The sequence below is a fragment of the Aquabacter sp. L1I39 genome (genome assembly GCF_017742835.1).
Classification (GTDB): domain Bacteria; phylum Pseudomonadota; class Alphaproteobacteria; order Rhizobiales; family Xanthobacteraceae; genus L1I39.
Genome location: NZ_CP072392.1, coordinates 3,949,905 through 3,965,773 on the forward strand (window position 1 = coordinate 3,949,905; position 15,869 = coordinate 3,965,773).

The 15,869-nt window shown below is 69.2% G+C and carries 15 protein-coding genes; 13 read left to right on the forward strand and 2 right to left on the reverse strand.

Annotation, left to right across the window (positions count from 1 at the left end):
- Nucleotides 1–130 precede the first annotated feature (130 nt).
- On the reverse strand, nucleotides 131–2,428 hold the full coding sequence (locus J5J86_RS17865; RefSeq protein ID WP_209100431.1) for a ComEC/Rec2 family competence protein: 2,298 nt from the start codon (nucleotides 2,426–2,428) through the stop codon (nucleotides 131–133).
- 111 nt (nucleotides 2,429–2,539) lie between these two features.
- Here J5J86_RS17865 and gltX point away from each other — a divergent pair, with 111 nt between their 5' ends.
- From gltX to surE, 8 genes are all read left to right on the forward strand, one after another.
- Nucleotides 2,540–3,955 (forward strand): glutamate--tRNA ligase, encoded by a 1,416-nt coding sequence (gene gltX / locus J5J86_RS17870; protein ID WP_209100432.1) that lies wholly within the window; start codon nucleotides 2,540–2,542, stop codon nucleotides 3,953–3,955.
- 29 nt (nucleotides 3,956–3,984) lie between these two features.
- Complete coding sequence (locus J5J86_RS17875) at nucleotides 3,985–4,224, forward strand: sulfurtransferase TusA family protein (protein ID WP_209100433.1); 240 nt, start codon at nucleotides 3,985–3,987, stop codon at nucleotides 4,222–4,224.
- A gap of 27 nt (nucleotides 4,225–4,251) precedes the next feature.
- Nucleotides 4,252–5,325 carry an ABC transporter ATP-binding protein gene (locus tag J5J86_RS17880; protein ID WP_209100434.1) on the forward strand — a complete coding sequence of 358 codons (1,074 nt, stop codon included), beginning with the start codon at nucleotides 4,252–4,254 and terminating at the stop codon, nucleotides 5,323–5,325.
- Nucleotides 5,326–5,395: 70 nt separating this feature from the next.
- Nucleotides 5,396–5,635, forward strand: coding sequence for a twin-arginine translocase TatA/TatE family subunit (locus J5J86_RS17885; protein ID WP_209100435.1), 240 nt, complete (start codon nucleotides 5,396–5,398; stop codon nucleotides 5,633–5,635).
- Between the two features lie 60 nt (nucleotides 5,636–5,695).
- Nucleotides 5,696–6,436, forward strand: coding sequence for a Sec-independent protein translocase protein TatB (gene tatB / locus J5J86_RS17890; RefSeq protein WP_209100436.1), 741 nt, complete (start codon nucleotides 5,696–5,698; stop codon nucleotides 6,434–6,436).
- Nucleotides 6,433–7,233, forward strand: coding sequence for a twin-arginine translocase subunit TatC (gene tatC, locus J5J86_RS17895; protein ID WP_209100437.1), 801 nt, complete (start codon nucleotides 6,433–6,435; stop codon nucleotides 7,231–7,233). The genes tatB and tatC overlap by 4 nt, the downstream gene beginning before the upstream one ends.
- A 123-nt stretch (nucleotides 7,234–7,356) precedes the next feature.
- Complete coding sequence (gene serS / locus J5J86_RS17900) at nucleotides 7,357–8,757, forward strand: serine--tRNA ligase (protein WP_209100438.1); 1,401 nt, start codon at nucleotides 7,357–7,359, stop codon at nucleotides 8,755–8,757.
- Nucleotides 8,758–8,796: 39 nt separating this feature from the next.
- Nucleotides 8,797–9,564, forward strand: a complete 768-nt coding sequence (gene surE / locus J5J86_RS17905) for a 5'/3'-nucleotidase SurE (RefSeq protein WP_209100440.1) — start codon at nucleotides 8,797–8,799, stop codon at nucleotides 9,562–9,564.
- A gap of 10 nt (nucleotides 9,565–9,574) precedes the next feature.
- On the opposite strand, the gene J5J86_RS17910 is transcribed toward surE, so the two are convergent.
- Nucleotides 9,575–10,372: a gamma-glutamylcyclotransferase family protein gene (locus tag J5J86_RS17910; RefSeq protein ID WP_247657681.1), complete on the reverse strand. Its 798-nt coding sequence runs from the start codon at nucleotides 10,370–10,372 to the stop codon at nucleotides 9,575–9,577.
- 239 nt (nucleotides 10,373–10,611) lie between these two features.
- Here J5J86_RS17910 and J5J86_RS17915 point away from each other — a divergent pair, with 239 nt between their 5' ends.
- From J5J86_RS17915 to J5J86_RS17935, 5 genes are all read left to right on the forward strand, one after another.
- Nucleotides 10,612–11,652 (forward strand): HpcH/HpaI aldolase/citrate lyase family protein, encoded by a 1,041-nt coding sequence (locus J5J86_RS17915; RefSeq protein ID WP_209100442.1) that lies wholly within the window; start codon nucleotides 10,612–10,614, stop codon nucleotides 11,650–11,652.
- 159 nt (nucleotides 11,653–11,811) lie between these two features.
- Nucleotides 11,812–12,135 carry a heat shock protein HspQ gene (gene hspQ / locus J5J86_RS17920; RefSeq protein WP_209105436.1) on the forward strand — a complete coding sequence of 108 codons (324 nt, stop codon included), beginning with the start codon at nucleotides 11,812–11,814 and terminating at the stop codon, nucleotides 12,133–12,135.
- 221 nt (nucleotides 12,136–12,356) lie between these two features.
- Nucleotides 12,357–13,283, forward strand: a complete 927-nt coding sequence (locus J5J86_RS17925; RefSeq protein ID WP_209100444.1) for a LysR family transcriptional regulator — start codon at nucleotides 12,357–12,359, stop codon at nucleotides 13,281–13,283.
- 88 nt (nucleotides 13,284–13,371) lie between these two features.
- Complete coding sequence (locus J5J86_RS17930) at nucleotides 13,372–14,253, forward strand: NAD(P)-dependent oxidoreductase (RefSeq protein WP_209100446.1); 882 nt, start codon at nucleotides 13,372–13,374, stop codon at nucleotides 14,251–14,253.
- On the forward strand, nucleotides 14,253–15,791 hold the full coding sequence (locus J5J86_RS17935; protein ID WP_209100448.1) for an aldehyde dehydrogenase family protein: 1,539 nt from the start codon (nucleotides 14,253–14,255) through the stop codon (nucleotides 15,789–15,791). The genes J5J86_RS17930 and J5J86_RS17935 overlap by 1 nt, the downstream gene beginning before the upstream one ends.
- Nucleotides 15,792–15,869: the final 78 nt, after the last annotated feature.

The window sequence follows — 15,869 nt, forward strand, 5'->3', positions numbered from 1 at the left end:
TCGTCGGCCCGCCCCCAGAGAGCGCTTCAGCGTGTCATAACAACACCGGAGCGCTCTTTCTGGTTTGACACATGTCCTTCATCCGAAGCGGTTTCCACTTCGCTCGGAAATGCTCGAACGGCGCAGGCCCTCAGCGGTTGCCCTCGCGCGCATCCTCCCGCGCCCGGGCGATGGCATCGGTACCCGTCTCGGCGGCAGCCCCCTCCCCGCTTGGCTGGCGCGGCATCCAGGGGCGGTCCAGGCGGGCGGGGCGGCTCGGCACCGATAGCCAGGCGCCGTCGGGTCCGCGCCGGAGGCCCAGCGCGCCGGTTGCCGTCATCTCGGCCGCGCTGAAGATCCGGGCGGCGCACGGCCCGGAGGGGTGGTGCGCGCTGACCAGAATCTGCGTCGTGCGGCATGCGGCGGGAAGCCCTTCGGCGCGGCGCACGAGCGCGAGCGTTTCCCCGCCGGGCAGAGGCGCCGTGCACAGGGTGCGGGTGCAGCGAAAGGCGGCGGCCAGCGTCCGGTCGGCCGCCTTGCGGGGGTCGCCCTCCCGCGCCAGCCATTGCTCGGCCAGGAACCGGTTGCTGCCAGCGCCGGCGATGGAAAGCGTCCCATCGGCCCCGCGCACGGCGACCGTGCGGGCGTCGGGCGAAACCAGCACGTCGAAGCGCGGCGGCGGACCGGCCACTAGTAACGCGCCCAGTGCCGGCAGAAGGGCAAGCAGCGTCAGGCTGCCGCGCAGCAGACACGCCGTGGCCAAGGCGAGCGCGGCCAGCCCCGCCGCGCCGGCGCCCACCGCCTGGGTGCGCATGTCGGCGCCGGGAAAGGCCGCCACATGGTCCGAGATGGCAAGCATGATGTCGATCCCCGCCCCCATGACCGGCCAGGCCAGGCTGTCCCAGCCGAAGGGCAGCAGCAGCACGCCGAGCAGCCCGAACGGCATGACCAGGGCTGAGACAGCGGGCATGGCGATGAGGTTGGCGAGGAGGCCATAGGGCGCGAGACGCTGGAAATGCATCGCCCCGAACGGCGCGGTGGCCAGGCCCGCCACCAGCGAGGTGAAGGCCAGCGCGCCGAAGAAGGCGAGGACTTTCAGGAGCAGGCGCGCGGACAGGCTTTCCGCTGGGCTGCGGGCGAAAAGCGGGCGCGCCCGCTCATAGGCCGCCACCAAGGCGAGGGTGGCGGCGAACGACATCTGCGTGCCCGGATCCAGCACAGAGACCGGCGAGAGCGCCAGAACCAGCACGCCCGCCACCGCCACGGTGCGCAGGTTCAGCGCCGCACGGCCGAGCACGATGCCCAGCAGCACCACCGCCGCCATGATGAAGGAGCGCTGCGCCGGCTCGTCATTGCCGGACAAGGCGAGATAGCCGGCGCTGCCCAGCAAGGCGACCCCCGCCGCCACGGATTTCACCGGAAAGGCCAAGGCGAGCGGCGGGAACAGCGCCAGCCCCCCGCGCACCAGCGCGAACAAGGTGCCCGCCACCATGGCCATGTGCAGGCCGGAAATGGAGAGCACATGGGTGAGGCCCGACTGGCGCATGCTCTCCTCCACCTGCGGGGCGATGGAGGCGCGCTCGCCGGTGACCAGGGCGACCGCAATGTCGGCGGACGGGCCGGACAGAACGGCCCGGATGCGCGCGGCCAGCGCCTCCCGCACGCCGGCGATGGCGGCGGCCATCTTCACCGAGGCGGGCGGGGGCGTGTCGAGGCGCGCGGGGCGCGGCCGGCCGAGGCCGAAGCCCACGGCGCCAATGCCCTCGAACCAGGGCTTGCGACCGAAATCATGGGCCCCGGGCATGGCCGGCCCCAAGGGCGGCAGCAGGCGGGCGAGCTGTGTCACGGGGCTGCCTTCCGGCGGCGCGGAGCCACGCGGCAGCGACAGGCGCACCCGCTGCGGCACGGCCGCAAGCCCCCGCCCCTCGGCGCCGGTGACATAGAGCACCACCCCGTCCGCGGTGGTCCGGCGCTCGCGGGCTTCCACATAGCCGGAAAAGCGGACGGGTCCCTCGGGCGGCAGGATGATCGGGTGCGCGATGCGCGCCGTCTGGGCCGTGGCGACGAGAAAGCCGCCGGAAAAAGCGGTGGCCGCGCACAGAAGCGCGAAGGAGACCGCATGGGCGCGCGCCAGCGCGGCAAGGCCGCACAGAACAAGGAAGGCGGGCCCGGCGGCCCAGAGCGAAGGCTCCCGTTCTGCGCCGAAATAGGCCAGGATCCCGCACACGAAAGCGACCGGCAGCCACAGCACCAGCCGCCCGGAACCTGCCTCCGCCCACAGGTCCGTGAGCAGCCGCGCCCGCGCCCGCTCCAAAAGCCCCGTACCCGGCAGAACCAGGCCCCCGCCGGGCGGAAGGACGCCGGGAGAAGGCGCGCGCGTGCCAAGGGCGGCGCTGGCGCGTGCCGACGCCCTGCCCGGCTCCCTTCGCTCGTCCGCCCCCCGATCCATGCGGCGCGTTCCTTCGGGTGTGCGCCTATGCTACATGGGCGCCCATCCTGCGCCAGCCGTCCGTTGAGGGCGGCCGCCGGCGCGCCCTGAACCCTCCTCCGGCCGAGCCTGATGCCCGACATCGTCACCCGTTTTGCTCCCTCCCCCACCGGCTTCCTGCATATTGGCGGCGCCCGCACGGCGCTGTTCAACTGGCTCTATGCCAAGGCCAAGGGCGGCCGGATGCTGCTGCGCATCGAGGATACGGACCGCCAGCGCTCCACCACGGAAGCCATCGACGCCATCATTGACGGCCTGCGCTGGATGGGCATCGATTGGGATGGCGAGGTCATCTACCAGTTCGCCCGGGCCGAGCGGCATCGTGCGGCGGTGGAGGAGATGCTGGCGCGCGGCAACGCCTATCCCTGCTTCGCCACCCCCGAAGAACTGACGGAAATGCGCGAGACGGCCCGCAAGGAGGGCCGTCCGCCGCGCTATGACGGCCGCTGGCGCGACCGTGATCCCTCCGAATTCCCCACCGACCGCAAGCCCGTCATCCGCCTGAAGGCGCCGCTCGCGGGCGAGACGGTGATCGAGGACATGGTGCAGGGCACCGTCACCTTCCCCAACAAGGACCTGGACGACCTGGTCCTGCTGCGCTCCGATGGCACCCCCACTTATATGCTGGCGGTGGTGGTGGATGACCATGACATGGGCGTCACCCACATCATCCGGGGCGACGACCACCTCACCAATGCGGCCCGCCAGACCCAGATCTACCGCGCGCTGGGCTGGGACGTGCCGGCCATGGCGCACATCCCCCTCATCCACGGGCCGGACGGCGCCAAGCTGTCCAAGCGCCATGGCGCGCTCGGCGTCGATGCCTATCGCGACATGGGCTATCTGCCGGCGGCGCTGCGCAACTATCTGGTGCGCCTGGGCTGGAGCCATGGCGACCAGGAGGTCTTCTCCACCGCCGAGATGGTGGAGCATTTCGACCTGGACAAGGTGGGCCGCTCGGCCGCCCGCTTTGACTTTGCCAAGCTGGAAAACCTCAACGGCCAGTATATGCGCGCCACCCCGGACGCGGAATTGCTGGAGGCGGTCGAGGCCCTCTTGCCCCATCTGCCGGACGCCAAGGTGCGCCTTGCGCGCTTGACGCCGGAGCGGCGCGCCCAGTTGCTCGCCGCCATGCCGGGCCTGAAGGAGCGGGCCAAGACGCTGGTGGAACTGCTGGATAGCGCGGAATTCCTGTTCGCCGAGCGGCCCTTGCCCATCGAGGAGAAGGCCGCTGCGCTGCTGACCGACGAGGCGCGCGGGCATCTTGCCAAGCTGCTGCCGGCCCTGGAAGCGGCCGAATGGACCGCCGCCGCGACCGAAGGCGTGGTGCGCGCTTATGCCCAGGAGGCCGGCGTCAAGCTCGGCGCGGTGGCCCAGCCGCTGCGTGCCGCCCTCACCGGGCGGACCACCTCGCCGCCCATCTTCGACGTGCTCACCGTGCTCGGCCGCGAAGAGAGCCTCGGCCGGCTGAAGGACCAGGCGGCGTGAGCGGGACCGGGGCAGCGGAACCGGCCCCCATGGCCGAACCGTCCCCGGTGCTCGACCTCCGGGGGCTGAAATGCCCCCTGCCCGTCCTGCGCACCCGCAAGGCCCTTGCCGCCCTGTCTGCGGGCGCGCGATTGACGGTCCTGTGCACTGACCCCATGTCCGCCATCGACATCCCCCACCTCATGCACGAGACCGGCAACGAGGTGGAGGGCCGCGAGGTGACGGACGGCGTGCTGACCTTCCGCCTGCGCAAGGCGGAGGGGTGCTGAAGGACAGACCATTTGGGACACCCTGCCATGGCCCTGCGGCAACGGACACCGGCCTCCATCGCCAAGGATCTCGCCTTCGAGGCGGTGCGCCTGTCCTATGGCGCCAAGGAAGCCGTGCGGGGGGTGAGCCTGCATCTGCAGCCGGGCGAGGTGATGTGCCTGCTCGGACAGTCCGGCTGTGGCAAGACATCGCTGCTCCGCCTTGCCGCCGGCATCGAACGGCCGCAATCGGGCAGCGTGCGCATTGATGGTCAGGAAATGGCCGGCCCCTCCGTCTTCGTGCCGCCGGAGCAGCGGGGCGTCGGGCTGGTGTTCCAGGACTATGCCCTGTTCCCGCATCTCACCAATCTCCAGAATGTGATGTTCGGCCTCGCCCGCCTCGGCCGCGCGGAGGCGGAAGGCGAAGCCCGCCGGGCGCTGGAGCGCGTGGGGCTGGCCGAGGCCGCCTCCGCCTATCCCCATGAATTGTCGGGCGGCCAGCAGCAGCGCATCGCGCTCGCCCGCGCGCTCGCGCCCCGGCCCGGCATCCTGTTGCTGGACGAGCCCTTTTCCGGCCTCGACCGGCGCCTGCGCGACCAGGTGCGGGCGCAGACGCTGGGCGTGCTGCGGGAAGCCCGCGCCACCTGCATGATCGTGACCCACGATCCAGAGGAAGCCATGCGCCTCGCCGACCGCATCGCGCTGGTGCGGGACGGCGCGCTGATCCAGGTGGACCGACCGGAGACGCTCTATCGCGAGCCGGCGGATCTCGGCGTCGCCCGCTTTTTCTGCGAATTGAATGAGGTGCCCGGCCTGGTGCGCAGCGGGCGGGTGGAAAGCCCGCTCGGCGCGTTCGCAGCGCTTGGCCTTCCCGATGGCCCGGCCGTCGTCGCTGCGCGCCCGCAAGGGCTTTCGCTGCGCCCGGCGGGAGAGGGGCCGACCGGACGGGTGCGGGACCGGCGATTCTTGGGCGAGCTGGACCTGGTGGAGGTATCCCTCGCTGACATGGACCGCCCCCTGGTCATCCGCCTGCGCCATGCAGGTGACGCAAGGCCAGGCCAGGATGTGGGCATCGGCGTTGATCCGGGGGAAGTCCTTGTTTTCGCCTCTTCCGGGTCCTAGTGTCGCCGTTCGAAACAGGAGAGCCGGCGCCGCCGCCTCCAATCATAAGAGTTCTCACGGAGGGTGAGTGATGGGTTCGATGAGCATCTGGCACTGGATCGTGGTGCTGGTCGTGGTGCTCCTGCTGTTCGGGCGCGGCAAGATTTCCGACCTCATGGGCGACGTGGCCAAGGGCATCAAGTCGTTCAAGAAGGGCATGGCCGAGGACGACACCACGCCGCCCGGCCAGACCCCGGCCGCCCCCGAGGCGCCGCGGAACATTCCGCACCAGACCACCACCGCGCCCGAGGGTGAGAAGAAGCCGGTCTGAGCGCGGTTCGCGTCACCAAGGCAGGGAGGGCGGCCTAAAGCCGCCGGCGGGTAGCCTCCTATGTTCGACATCGGCTGGTCTGAGCTGATGCTGATTGGCGTTGTTGCGCTGATCGTCATCGGCCCCAAGGAGCTGCCCTCCGTGCTGCGCACGGTGGGGCGGACGGTTACCAAGGTCCGCCGCATGGCGGGCGAGTTTCAGGGGCAATTTCAGGATGCCCTTAGGGAAGCGGAGCTGTCCGATGTCCGCAAGGAGATCGGAGATATCGCGGAAGGGGCCCGCAAGACCTTTCCCGGCACCGAGGTGTTCGACCCGCTGCGTTCCATCCGCGAGGAGATTCGCTCCACCGTGACCGGAATCGCGGCGCCCGCCGCCGCGACCGCTGCCGCTTCCACCGTCGAGGCCGCGCCGACCGTGCCGGTGACCATGGAGCCGGTCCCCCTCCCCGATCCGCTCCAGATCGATCCGCTTCAGGCGGTGCGCGACGAGATTCGCGCGGCAGTGGAAAAGGGCGTGAGTCCGGCCTTGACCCAGGGCGGGACCACGGCCGCGCCGCTCGTCGACGCACCGGCGCCGGAATTGGTCCTGCCGCTTCCCGAGCCGCCGGCCGAACCCGTGTTCAATTTCGCCCCTCCGCCCTCGACAGAAGCCGCTCCCGCTTCCGGCCCCGCATCCTCCTCCGCCAGCGAGGCGCCGGCCGAAAGCGCCCCCGCGCCTTCCACCCCATCCGTTCCGTCCGATGTGGCGTCCGCGCCCACGGCGGATGATCCTCAGCTTCAAAGACCCGGACATTCCGCATGAGCGAGGAGGATGACATCGACGCCTCGAAGGCGCCGTTGATGGAGCATTTGATTGAACTGCGTTCGCGGCTCATCAAGTCGGTCATCGCCTTCCTGGTGGCTTTCTTCGCCTGCTTCATGTTCGCCAAGCAGATCTACAACATCCTGCTGTGGCCTTATGAGTTCGCCTCGGGCTTCGCGCCGGGCGTGAAGCTGATCTACACCGCGCCCCAGGAGTTCCTGTTCACCCAGATCAAGCTGGGCATGTTCGGCGCCGCCTTCATCTCCTTCCCGGTGGTGGCGACGCAGGTCTACATGTTCATGGCGCCGGGTCTCTACAAGCATGAGAAGGCGGCCTTCCGGCCCTATCTCATCGCCACGCCCGTCTGCTTCCTGCTCGGTGGGCTGTTCGTCTATTTCGTCGCCATGCCGCTGGCCATGACCTACTTCCTGTCCATGCAGCAGGCGGGCGGCGACGGGCATGCGGAGATCTCGCTTCTGCCGAAGGTGAGCGAATATCTCTCGCTCATCACCACGCTGATCCTCGCCTTTGGCGTGTGCTTCCAGCTGCCAGTGATTCTCACGCTTCTGGCGCGCATCGGCATTCTCACGTCCGACCAGCTCAAGAAGGCGCGGCGCTATGCCATTGTCGGCGTGTTCATCCTCGCCGCCGTGCTGACCCCGCCGGACGTGGTCTCGCAGCTCGCCCTTGCGATCCCGACGCTGCTTCTCTACGAGGTCTCCGTCTATCTGGTGCGCATGGTCGAGAAGCGCCGGGCGGCGGAAGAGGCGGCACGCGAGGCCTCCTCGGCCAGCTGACGGCACGCGGCCTTCGCCCTTTCGTCCCCGGGCGACGGCCCCCTCCCCGGCCGCGCGGCTTTGCGCGCGCGGCCTTGCCAGTTGAGGGCCGGCGCCCGGCTTTCGGTCCCGGAGTTCGGTCCCATGCACGACATCAAGTGGATTCGCGAGGCGCCCGAGGGCCTGGTTGAGGCGCTGGTGCGCCGGCAGGTGCCGCAGGCGGAGGCGGTGGCGCTGCGCGACCGGCTCATCGGCCTCGACGAGGACCGCCGCGCCCGCCTGACCACGCTGGAGGGCCTGCTCGCCCGCCGCAACGCCGCCTCCAAGGAGATCGGCGCCGCCAAGGCCGCCAAGGACGAGGCCAAGGCCTCCGCCCTCATGGCCGAGGTGGCGAAGATCAAGGAAGACGTGCCGGCGCTGGAGGCCGAGGTGAAGGCCATCGAGGCCAGCCTCACCGCCGAGCTTGCCGCCATCCCCAACGTGCCGCTCGCCAGCGTGCCCGAGGGCAAGGACGAGCACGACAATGTGGAATTGCGCGTGGTGGGCGAAAAGCGCGCCTATGCCTTCGCGCCCAAGCAGCATTTCGAGGTGGGCGAAGGCCTCGGCCTGATGGATTTCGAGACCGCCTCCAAGCTCTCGGGCGCGCGGTTCGTGGTCAATAAGGGGTCGCTGGCGCGGCTGGAGCGGGCGCTCGGTCAGTTCTTCCTGGACGTGCACACCGGCGAGCATGGCTATACCGAGGTCAACCCGCCGCTGCTGGTGCGCGACGAGGTGATGTTCGGCACGGCGCAGCTGCCGAAATTCAAGGATGACCAGTTCTTTGCTACCCGGTGGCTCTCCAATGAGGGGTCGGCGGAGATCATGTCCTCTGTCCTTCGCGGCACGGACGAACAGCTGGAAAATGCTCTCGAAAGGGAGCGGCTCTCCACCGAAGGACTCTGGCTCATCCCCACCGCCGAAGTCCCGCTCACCAATCTGGTGCGCGAGGCCATCCTCTCCGAGGACGAGCTGCCCCTGCGCCTGACCGCCTGCACCCCCTGCTTCCGGGCGGAAGCGGGCGCGGCGGGGCGGGACACGCGCGGCATGATCCGCCAGCACCAGTTCACCAAGGTGGAACTGGTCTCCATCACCACGCCGGAAAAGTCGCAGGACGAGCATGAGCGCATGCTGGCCTGCGCCGAGGCGGTGCTGAAGAAGCTGGACCTGCATTATCGCGTGGTGACCCTGTGCACCGGCGATATGGGCTTTGCCTCGCAGAAGACCTATGACATCGAGGTCTGGCTGCCCGGCCAGAACGCCTTCCGGGAAATCTCGTCCTGCTCCGTCTGCGGCGATTTCCAGGCCCGGCGCATGAATGCCCGCTTCCGGCCCAAGGACAGCAAGGCCCCGCGTTTCGTCCACACGCTCAATGGCTCCGGCGTGGCGGTGGGCCGCGCTCTGGTGGCGGTGCTGGAAACCTACCAGCAGGAGGACGGCGCAGTGGCCGTTCCCGACGCGCTGCTGCCCTATATGGGCGGCGTGACCAAGCTGGAAAAGGTGAAGTAAGGCGCCTCCCCCGAAGGCGGCACAGACAAGGAAGAGGCCATGCGGATCCTGGTGACGAACGACGACGGCATCCATGCGCCGGGGCTCGAGGCCTGCGCCCGCATCGCCGCCGCCTTGTCCGACGACGTATGGGTGGTGGCGCCCGAGTTCGACCAGTCGGGCGTCGCCCATTCCTTGTCCCTGAGCGATCCGCTGCGCCTGCGCCAGATCGAGCCGCAGCGTTTCGCGGTGAAGGGCACGCCGACGGACTGCGTCATCATGGCGGTGCGCCACCTGCTGGTGGACCGGCCGCCGGACCTGGTGCTTTCGGGCGTCAACCGGGGGCAGAACATCGCCGAGGATGTGAGCTATTCCGGCACGGTGGCGGGCGCCATCGAGGGCACCATCCTCGGCATCCCCTCCATCGCTTTGTCCCAGGCCTTCGGCCTGAAGACGCGGGAAAATCCCAGCTACGGCACCGCCGAGGCCCATGCCCCCAAGGTCATCCGCACCTTGCTGAACGAGGGCATCCCCGCTGGCATCGTGATGAACGTGAACTTCCCCGACCGCCCGGTGGACGAGGTGACCGGCATTGCCGTCACCGCCCAGGGCAAGCGCGACCAGAAGCTCATGCGCATCGACGAGCGCCGCGACGGGCGGGGACACGCCTATTTCTGGATCGCCTTTGAGCGGCGGGTGTTCGACACCGTGCCCGGCTCGGACCTGCGGGCGCTGGATGAGGGGCGCATCTCCGTCACCCCGCTGCGCATCGACCAGACGGACGAGCCCTTCATGACCCGCCTTGCCCGCGTGTTCGAGGAAAGCTGAGCCTCCGGCGTTATTTGACGCCCTCGGCCGCGGGCGCGCGCAGGATGCGGGCGGCATAGTCCTCGCTATAGAGGCGGTTCGGTAAGGCGGCGGCCGCCGGCTGCGTGCGCGCCAGGATCTCGTCGATGCGCCCCGCCTCGGGCGTCGAAACCCAGGGCCGGCGGGCGGTGGTGCGGTCGTTCAGCCAGAAGCGGCCCCAGTCGAAGGTGGTTGCCACCAGTTCGCGGGCAAAGTCGGCGCCATATTCCAGCGTCCCCTCCAGCACCAGGTCGATATAGGACTGGACCAGAGGATGGTTCGCATCGGGATAGAGCGGAGGCGCGCTGGCGGCGGTGATGGATTTGGGCACATAGGCCCAGATCACCCCGTCCGGAGGCAGGCCCTGCCAGGAGACGCCCTCGATCACCTCGCGCGGCACCATGACCCGGTCATAGCCGCTCTCGCGCCGGTCGAAGCGCGGCAGGCTCTCCCCATCCACCGGGAAGACCACGCCATTGATGCTGCTCGGCGCCTCGCCGGGCGTCGCGGGCCGCAGCCCCAGCGCCGTGAAGCCGGAGGAGGACCGCGCCACCCAGGAGCGCACATAGCCGAAGGCCGGCGACACCCGCGCCGACACCGCATCAATGCGCCCGCGCCCGGTCGCCTCGCGGGAGGGGGTGTTGATGAGTGAGCCGTAGCCGAAGATGAAGTCCTTCGGCCCGTCCGCAGGCTTCCGGCCCCAGAAGCTCTCGGCGCGCGCCGGCCGAATGCCCGTCAGGGCGAGGCCAACGGTGGCGCCCAGCAGGGCGCGGCGTGTGAGGCAGGTCATGCTCTCTCCTGGCGGTGCGCCCCGCAGCGGCAGGCGCCTTCGCGACATTCGCGTTCAAAATGCCCCGCAACCGGCGTGTCCGGCAAGCGCCGGTGGGCCGACCCCGGAGCCGACTGTCCCGACGCCTGCGACATCTCGCCCGACCGGCAAGGGCGGATGCGCCAATGCTGCACTGCAACTCGCCCCTTGCCGGAAGCCGGTGCCTGTCCCATTCTGGCCACATGCTAGGGGGGATCCCAATGAAATTGCCGCGTAACTTCTTCAAGCCGCTCGCCATCGGGGCGCCCGCGCCCTATCGCGAGCTTCCGGTGCGGCTGGAGCGCATGATTCATTTCGTGCCCCCGCACCTGGAGAAGCTGCGCGCCAAGGTGCCGGACCTCGCCAAGCAGGTGGACGTGGTGCTCGGCAATCTGGAAGACGCCATCCCGATCGACGCCAAGGGCGCCGCCCGCGCCGGCTTCATCGAAATGGCCAAGAGCACGGATTTCGGCTCCACCGGCCTGTGGACGCGCATCAATGCCTTGAACAGCCCTTGGGCGCTGGATGACGTGATCGACATCGTGGGCGCCATCGGCGCCAAGCTCGACGTCATCATGCTGCCCAAGGTGGATGGCCCCTGGGACATCGCCTATCTCGACCAGCTGCTGGCACAGCTGGAGGCCCGTCATTCGGTGGGCAAGCCCATCCTCATCCACGCCATCCTTGAGACCGCCGAGGGCGTGAAGAATGTGGAGGACATCGCCGCCGCCTCCCCGCGCATGCACGGCATGAGCCTGGGACCTGCGGACCTCGCCGCCTCCCGCGCCATGAAGACCACCCGCGTCGGCGGCGGGCATCCCGACTACATGGTTTTGGCCGATCCCGATGGGGACAAGCTCCGCACAGGCTTCCAGCAGGATCTTTGGCACTATACGGTCGGCAAGATGGTGGACGCCTGCGCCGCCAACGGCATCAAGCCCTTCTACGGGCCGTTCGGCGATTTCTCCGATTCCGCCGCCTGCGAGAGCCAGTTCCGCAACGCCTTCCTTCAGGGCTGCGTGGGGGCCTGGTCGCTGCATCCGAGCCAGATCGAGATCGCCAAGCGCGTCTTCAGCCCCGATCCGGCGGAAGTGGCCTTCGCTCTCAAGATCCTGGAGGCCATGCCGGACGGCACGGGCGCGGTGATGATCGACGGCAAGATGCAGGACGATGCCACCTGGAAGCAGGCGAAAGTGATCGTCGACCTCGCGCGGATCGTAGCTGCCAAGGACGCCGAGCTCGCGAAGGTGTACGGTTTATGAATGGCGGGACGTGAGTCCCGCCCAAGGTCAAGGAGGTGAGACATGCCGCAGGACGATAAGGCCCGGAGCACCGGCCGCTCCGCCGCGCGCATGGCCAAAGCCTCGTGGACGGGCGAGCCGGCCTTTGCGCCGGCGACGCCCGACGAACGGGATTGGGAAATGCGCCAGGCAAAGTTCAGGATCGGCGAGGTGGTGCGCCACAAGCACTTCCCCTTCCGGGGGGTGGTGTTCGACGTGGACCCGGTCTTCGACAATACCGAGGAATGGTATCAGGCCATTCCCGAGGAGATCCGGCCGCACAAGGACCAGCCTTTCTATCATCTGCTGGCCGAGAATGCGGACAGCGAGTATGTGGCCTATGTGTCCGAGCAGAATCTGGAGCGGGACACCTCCGACGAGCCGGTGCGGCACCCCAAGGTGGCGGAAGCCCTGAGCGAGGATGGCGAGGGCGGCTGGCGCATGCGGCGCGACATGCTGAACTGAGCGGCCGCGCGTTTGATGACGAGGAAGGCGCCCCGCGGGCGCCTTTTTTCATGGTTCCAACGGCGACGGAGCTGCGGCGGCTCACACTTTTCTTCAAGACGTCACGTCAAGTATCTGAATTTTTGCGGCTTTTCTCGGCGCGCCCTGCCCCTCTGTACTTCCCGCCCGTTCCATCCCACCTTGAGCTTCTCTGAAGCTCGGTTCCGTCTCCCTGTACCCCCATGCACGATCGCGCCCTCAAATACCTCCTGGCGGTGGTGCGCACCGGCTCCGTTCGGGCGGCGGCAGACGTGCTGAACGTGGCTGCATCGGCGGTGAGCCGGCAGATCATCGACCTGGAAATCGAGGTGGGCCAGCCCCTTCTGGAGCGCCTGCCGCGCGGCGTTGTGCCCACCGAGGCCGGCCGGATCATGGCCGAGCATGCCCAGCGGGAGGCGGACGAGCGCGCCCTGCTGGAAGATCGGCTGCGGCGATTGAGGGGCGTTGAGCAAGGCACGGTTCGGCTGTGCTGTGGCGGCGGCTTCCTGGTGGATTTCATGGAGCAGGGCCTTGCCCGTTTCGCTCAGACCTATGGCGGGGTGAGCTTCAAGGTGACGCTCAGCACCACGGATGGGATTTTGGCCGCCATCGCCCAGGGCGATGCGGATATCGGCATGGCCTATAATCCGCCCGCCCATGCCGACGTGCGCAGCGTGGTGACCGCCCGCCAGCCGCTGCTGGCGGTGGTGCCGCAGGATCATCCCCTCAAGGGCAGCGCCGGGCCGGTGCCGCTCAGCACCTTCGCGGCGGAGCCTGCCGCCCTCTTCCCGCCGGACCATGGCATCCGCCAGATGCTGGGCCGCGTTGAGGCGGACAACGGCTTCCGGCTCATCAGCCGGCTGGAGACCACCTCGTTCGAGCTGCACCGGCGCTTCATCGCCAGCGGGCTGGGGGTCGGCTTCCTGCCGCGCTTCGTGGTGGAGGAGGACGTGAAGGCCGGTGCCATGCGGCTCGTCACGTTGCGCGATCCGCTGTTGGCCGAGGCGCGCACCCATCTCCTTCTGCGCGCGGGCCGCCGCCTGCCGGAGGCCGCCCGGCGCCTGATCAACCATCTTGCGGAACACATGATTGCGTTTCGGGGGCCTGACCTGACCCGGGAGTGTTGCTGAAATCCGCACAGGGAGTGCGAAAAGTCATTCTTGTTGCAACGCTTATTTCCTGGGATCCGTCGAAAAGGGCAAACGACGGACCTTCTCAATGCGCATGGAACAGATCGGGGTCATCGGCCTCGGCAATATGGGCCTCGGCATGGCGGCCACACTGGCGGCCAAGGGCTTCACGGTCACCGGCTTCGACATCAACGAGACCCGCCGCGCGCCCGCCGAGGCGGCCGGCATCCGCTTCACCACGACCCTTGCCGACATCCTCTCCTCCGCCGACGCCATCGTCTGCTCGCTGCCTCTGGCCCGCGATGTGGAGCAGGTGCTCACCACCGATGGCGACCTTCTGGAGCGCCGCGACCGCAAGGTGGTGGTCATCGACACCTCCACCTCCGATCCCGCCACCACCCGCCGTCTTGCGGCCCGCCTCGGTGCCGCCGGCCATGCGCTCCTCGACGCTCCCGTGAGCGGTGGCCCCTCCGGCGCGGCGCAGGGCACCCTCACCATGATGGTGGGCGGCGCGGCTGAGGATTTTGCGCTGGCCGAGCCGGTGCTCTCCGCTCTGTCTGCCAAGGCCATCCATGTGGGCCCCTCGGGCGCGGGCAATGTGGCCAAGCTCGTCAACAACATGCTGGTTGCCGCCCATCTGGTGGCCATGGGCGAGGCCATGCGCCTGTCCGAGGCTGCCGGCCTGTCCGCCCAGGAAGCCATTGCGGTGGTGAATACCGCCAGCGGCCGCAGCGCCGTGAGCGAAGTGATGGTCCCCCGCTGGGTGCTGCCCAACACGTTCGACAGCGGCTTTTCCGCCGGCCTCATGCGCAAGGACGTGCGCCTCGCCCTTGAGCTGGCTGCCGAGACCGGCGTGAGCCTGCCCTTGTGTGCCCATGCGGGCGAAATCTGGGGCGCCACCCGCACCTCCATTCCCGACACCGCCGACTTCACCCGCATGGCCGATTATCGCGCCAAGGATGCCGCCTGATGCTTGAGGTTCACCATTCCGAAGGGGCGCGCCGCGCCCTCGCCATCCTCGCCGGGTTCCTCCCCGAGGGGCGCATCGGCTCCGTGGTGGCGGGCGAGGTGCTCGCCGGCACCGGCGCCGCCCTCGACCTGACCAACCCGGCCGATGGCCGCGTCTTCGCCAGCTTCGCCGATGCCGGGGCCCCGGTGGTTGACGCCGCCATGGACGCCGCCCGCAAGGGCCAGGCCGCCTGGTGGGGCATGACCGCCGCCGCGCGCGGCCGGGCCATGTGGGAGATTGCCCGCCTCGTGCGCCAGAATGCCGAGGCGCTGGCAGAGCTTGAGACGCTCTCCGCCGGCAAGCCCATCCGCGACACCCGCGGCGAGGTGGCCAAGGTGGCGGAGATGTTCGAATATTATGCCGGCTGGTGCGACAAGCTCCACGGCGAGGTCATTCCCGTCCCCACCTCGCACCTGAATTACACCCGCGCCGAGCCCTTCGGCACGGTGGTGCAGATCACCCCCTGGAACGCGCCCATCTTCACCGCCGGCTGGCAGATCGCCCCCGCCATCTGCGCCGGCAATGCGGTGGTGCTGAAGCCCTCCGAGCTGACCCCCCTCACCTCTCTGGTTTTGGGCATGCTGTGCGCCCGCGCCGAGGGCGTTCCGGCCGGCCTCGTCAATGTGCTAGCCGGCGCCGGCCCCACCACGGGCGCCGCTGCCGTCGCCCATTCGGATACCCGCCTCGTGGTGTTCGTGGGCTCGGCCGAGGCGGGGGCGCAGATCGCCGCCGCCGCCGCGCGGGCCATCGTGCCCTCGGTGCTGGAGCTGGGCGGCAAGTCGGCCAATATCGTGTTTCCCGATGCCGACCTCTCCCGCGCTATCCTGGGCGCGCAAGCGGCCATTTTCGGCGGCGCCGGCCAGAGCTGCGTCGCCGGCTCGCGCCTCCTGGTGCACGCCTCCATCCATGGCGAGTTCGTCGGGCGGCTCGCCGCCGCCGCCAAGCGCATCCCGACCGGCCTTCCCACCGATCCGGCCACCCAGATCGGCCCCATCAACAACCGCCGACAGCTGGACAAGATCTCAGGCATGGTGGACGCGGCAGTGGCGGCCGGCGGCCATCTGGCGGCGGGCGGGGCTTGCCCGGATGAGCTGAAGGCGACGGGGGGCTTCTTCTACGCCCCCACCATCGTCGACGGCGTCACCCCGGAAGCGGCCATCGCCCGCGAGGAAGTGTTCGGCCCGGTGCTCACCGTGCTGCCCTTCGCGGACGAGGCGGAGGCCATCGCGCTCGCCAATGCGACGCCCTATGGCCTTGCCGGCGCGGTGTGGACGCAGGATGTGGGCCGCGCCCACCGGGTGGCCGCGCAGGTGCGCGCCGGCACCTTCTGGGTCAATGGCTACAAGACCATCAACGTCGCCTCTCCCTTTGGCGGCTTCGGCCGCTCGGGTTTCGGCCGCTCGTCCGGCCGCGAGGCGCTCATAGCCTACACCCAGACCAAGAGCGTGTGGGTGGAGACCGCCGAAAAGCCCGGCGTCGCATTCGGATACGTGGGCTGACGCCGGTACGCCTTGCAAAAACGGCCCCGGAGAGCACCGGGGCTTCGCCTTCCAGCATGGACACTCGATCTTCAGGGG

Bases quoted from the DNA above. Each gene is read 5' to 3' on its own strand.
- J5J86_RS17865 (WP_209100431.1), bottom strand. From the start codon at position 2,428: ATGGATCGGGGGGCGGACGAGCGAAGGGAGCCGGGCAGGGCGTCGGCA.
- gltX (WP_209100432.1), top strand. From the start codon at position 2,540: ATGCCCGACATCGTCACCCGTTTTGCTCCCTCCCCCACCGGCTTCCTG.
- J5J86_RS17875 (WP_209100433.1), top strand. From the start codon at position 3,985: ATGGCCGAACCGTCCCCGGTGCTCGACCTCCGGGGGCTGAAATGCCCC.
- J5J86_RS17880 (WP_209100434.1), top strand. From the start codon at position 4,252: ATGGCCCTGCGGCAACGGACACCGGCCTCCATCGCCAAGGATCTCGCC.
- J5J86_RS17885 (WP_209100435.1), top strand. From the start codon at position 5,396: ATGGGTTCGATGAGCATCTGGCACTGGATCGTGGTGCTGGTCGTGGTG.
- tatB (WP_209100436.1), top strand. From the start codon at position 5,696: ATGTTCGACATCGGCTGGTCTGAGCTGATGCTGATTGGCGTTGTTGCG.
- tatC (WP_209100437.1), top strand. From the start codon at position 6,433: ATGAGCGAGGAGGATGACATCGACGCCTCGAAGGCGCCGTTGATGGAG.
- serS (WP_209100438.1), top strand. From the start codon at position 7,357: ATGCACGACATCAAGTGGATTCGCGAGGCGCCCGAGGGCCTGGTTGAG.
- surE (WP_209100440.1), top strand. From the start codon at position 8,797: ATGCGGATCCTGGTGACGAACGACGACGGCATCCATGCGCCGGGGCTC.
- J5J86_RS17910 (WP_247657681.1), bottom strand. From the start codon at position 10,372: ATGACCTGCCTCACACGCCGCGCCCTGCTGGGCGCCACCGTTGGCCTC.
- J5J86_RS17915 (WP_209100442.1), top strand. From the start codon at position 10,612: ATGAAATTGCCGCGTAACTTCTTCAAGCCGCTCGCCATCGGGGCGCCC.
- hspQ (WP_209105436.1), top strand. From the start codon at position 11,812: ATGCGCCAGGCAAAGTTCAGGATCGGCGAGGTGGTGCGCCACAAGCAC.
- J5J86_RS17925 (WP_209100444.1), top strand. From the start codon at position 12,357: ATGCACGATCGCGCCCTCAAATACCTCCTGGCGGTGGTGCGCACCGGC.
- J5J86_RS17930 (WP_209100446.1), top strand. From the start codon at position 13,372: ATGCGCATGGAACAGATCGGGGTCATCGGCCTCGGCAATATGGGCCTC.
- J5J86_RS17935 (WP_209100448.1), top strand. From the start codon at position 14,253: ATGCTTGAGGTTCACCATTCCGAAGGGGCGCGCCGCGCCCTCGCCATC.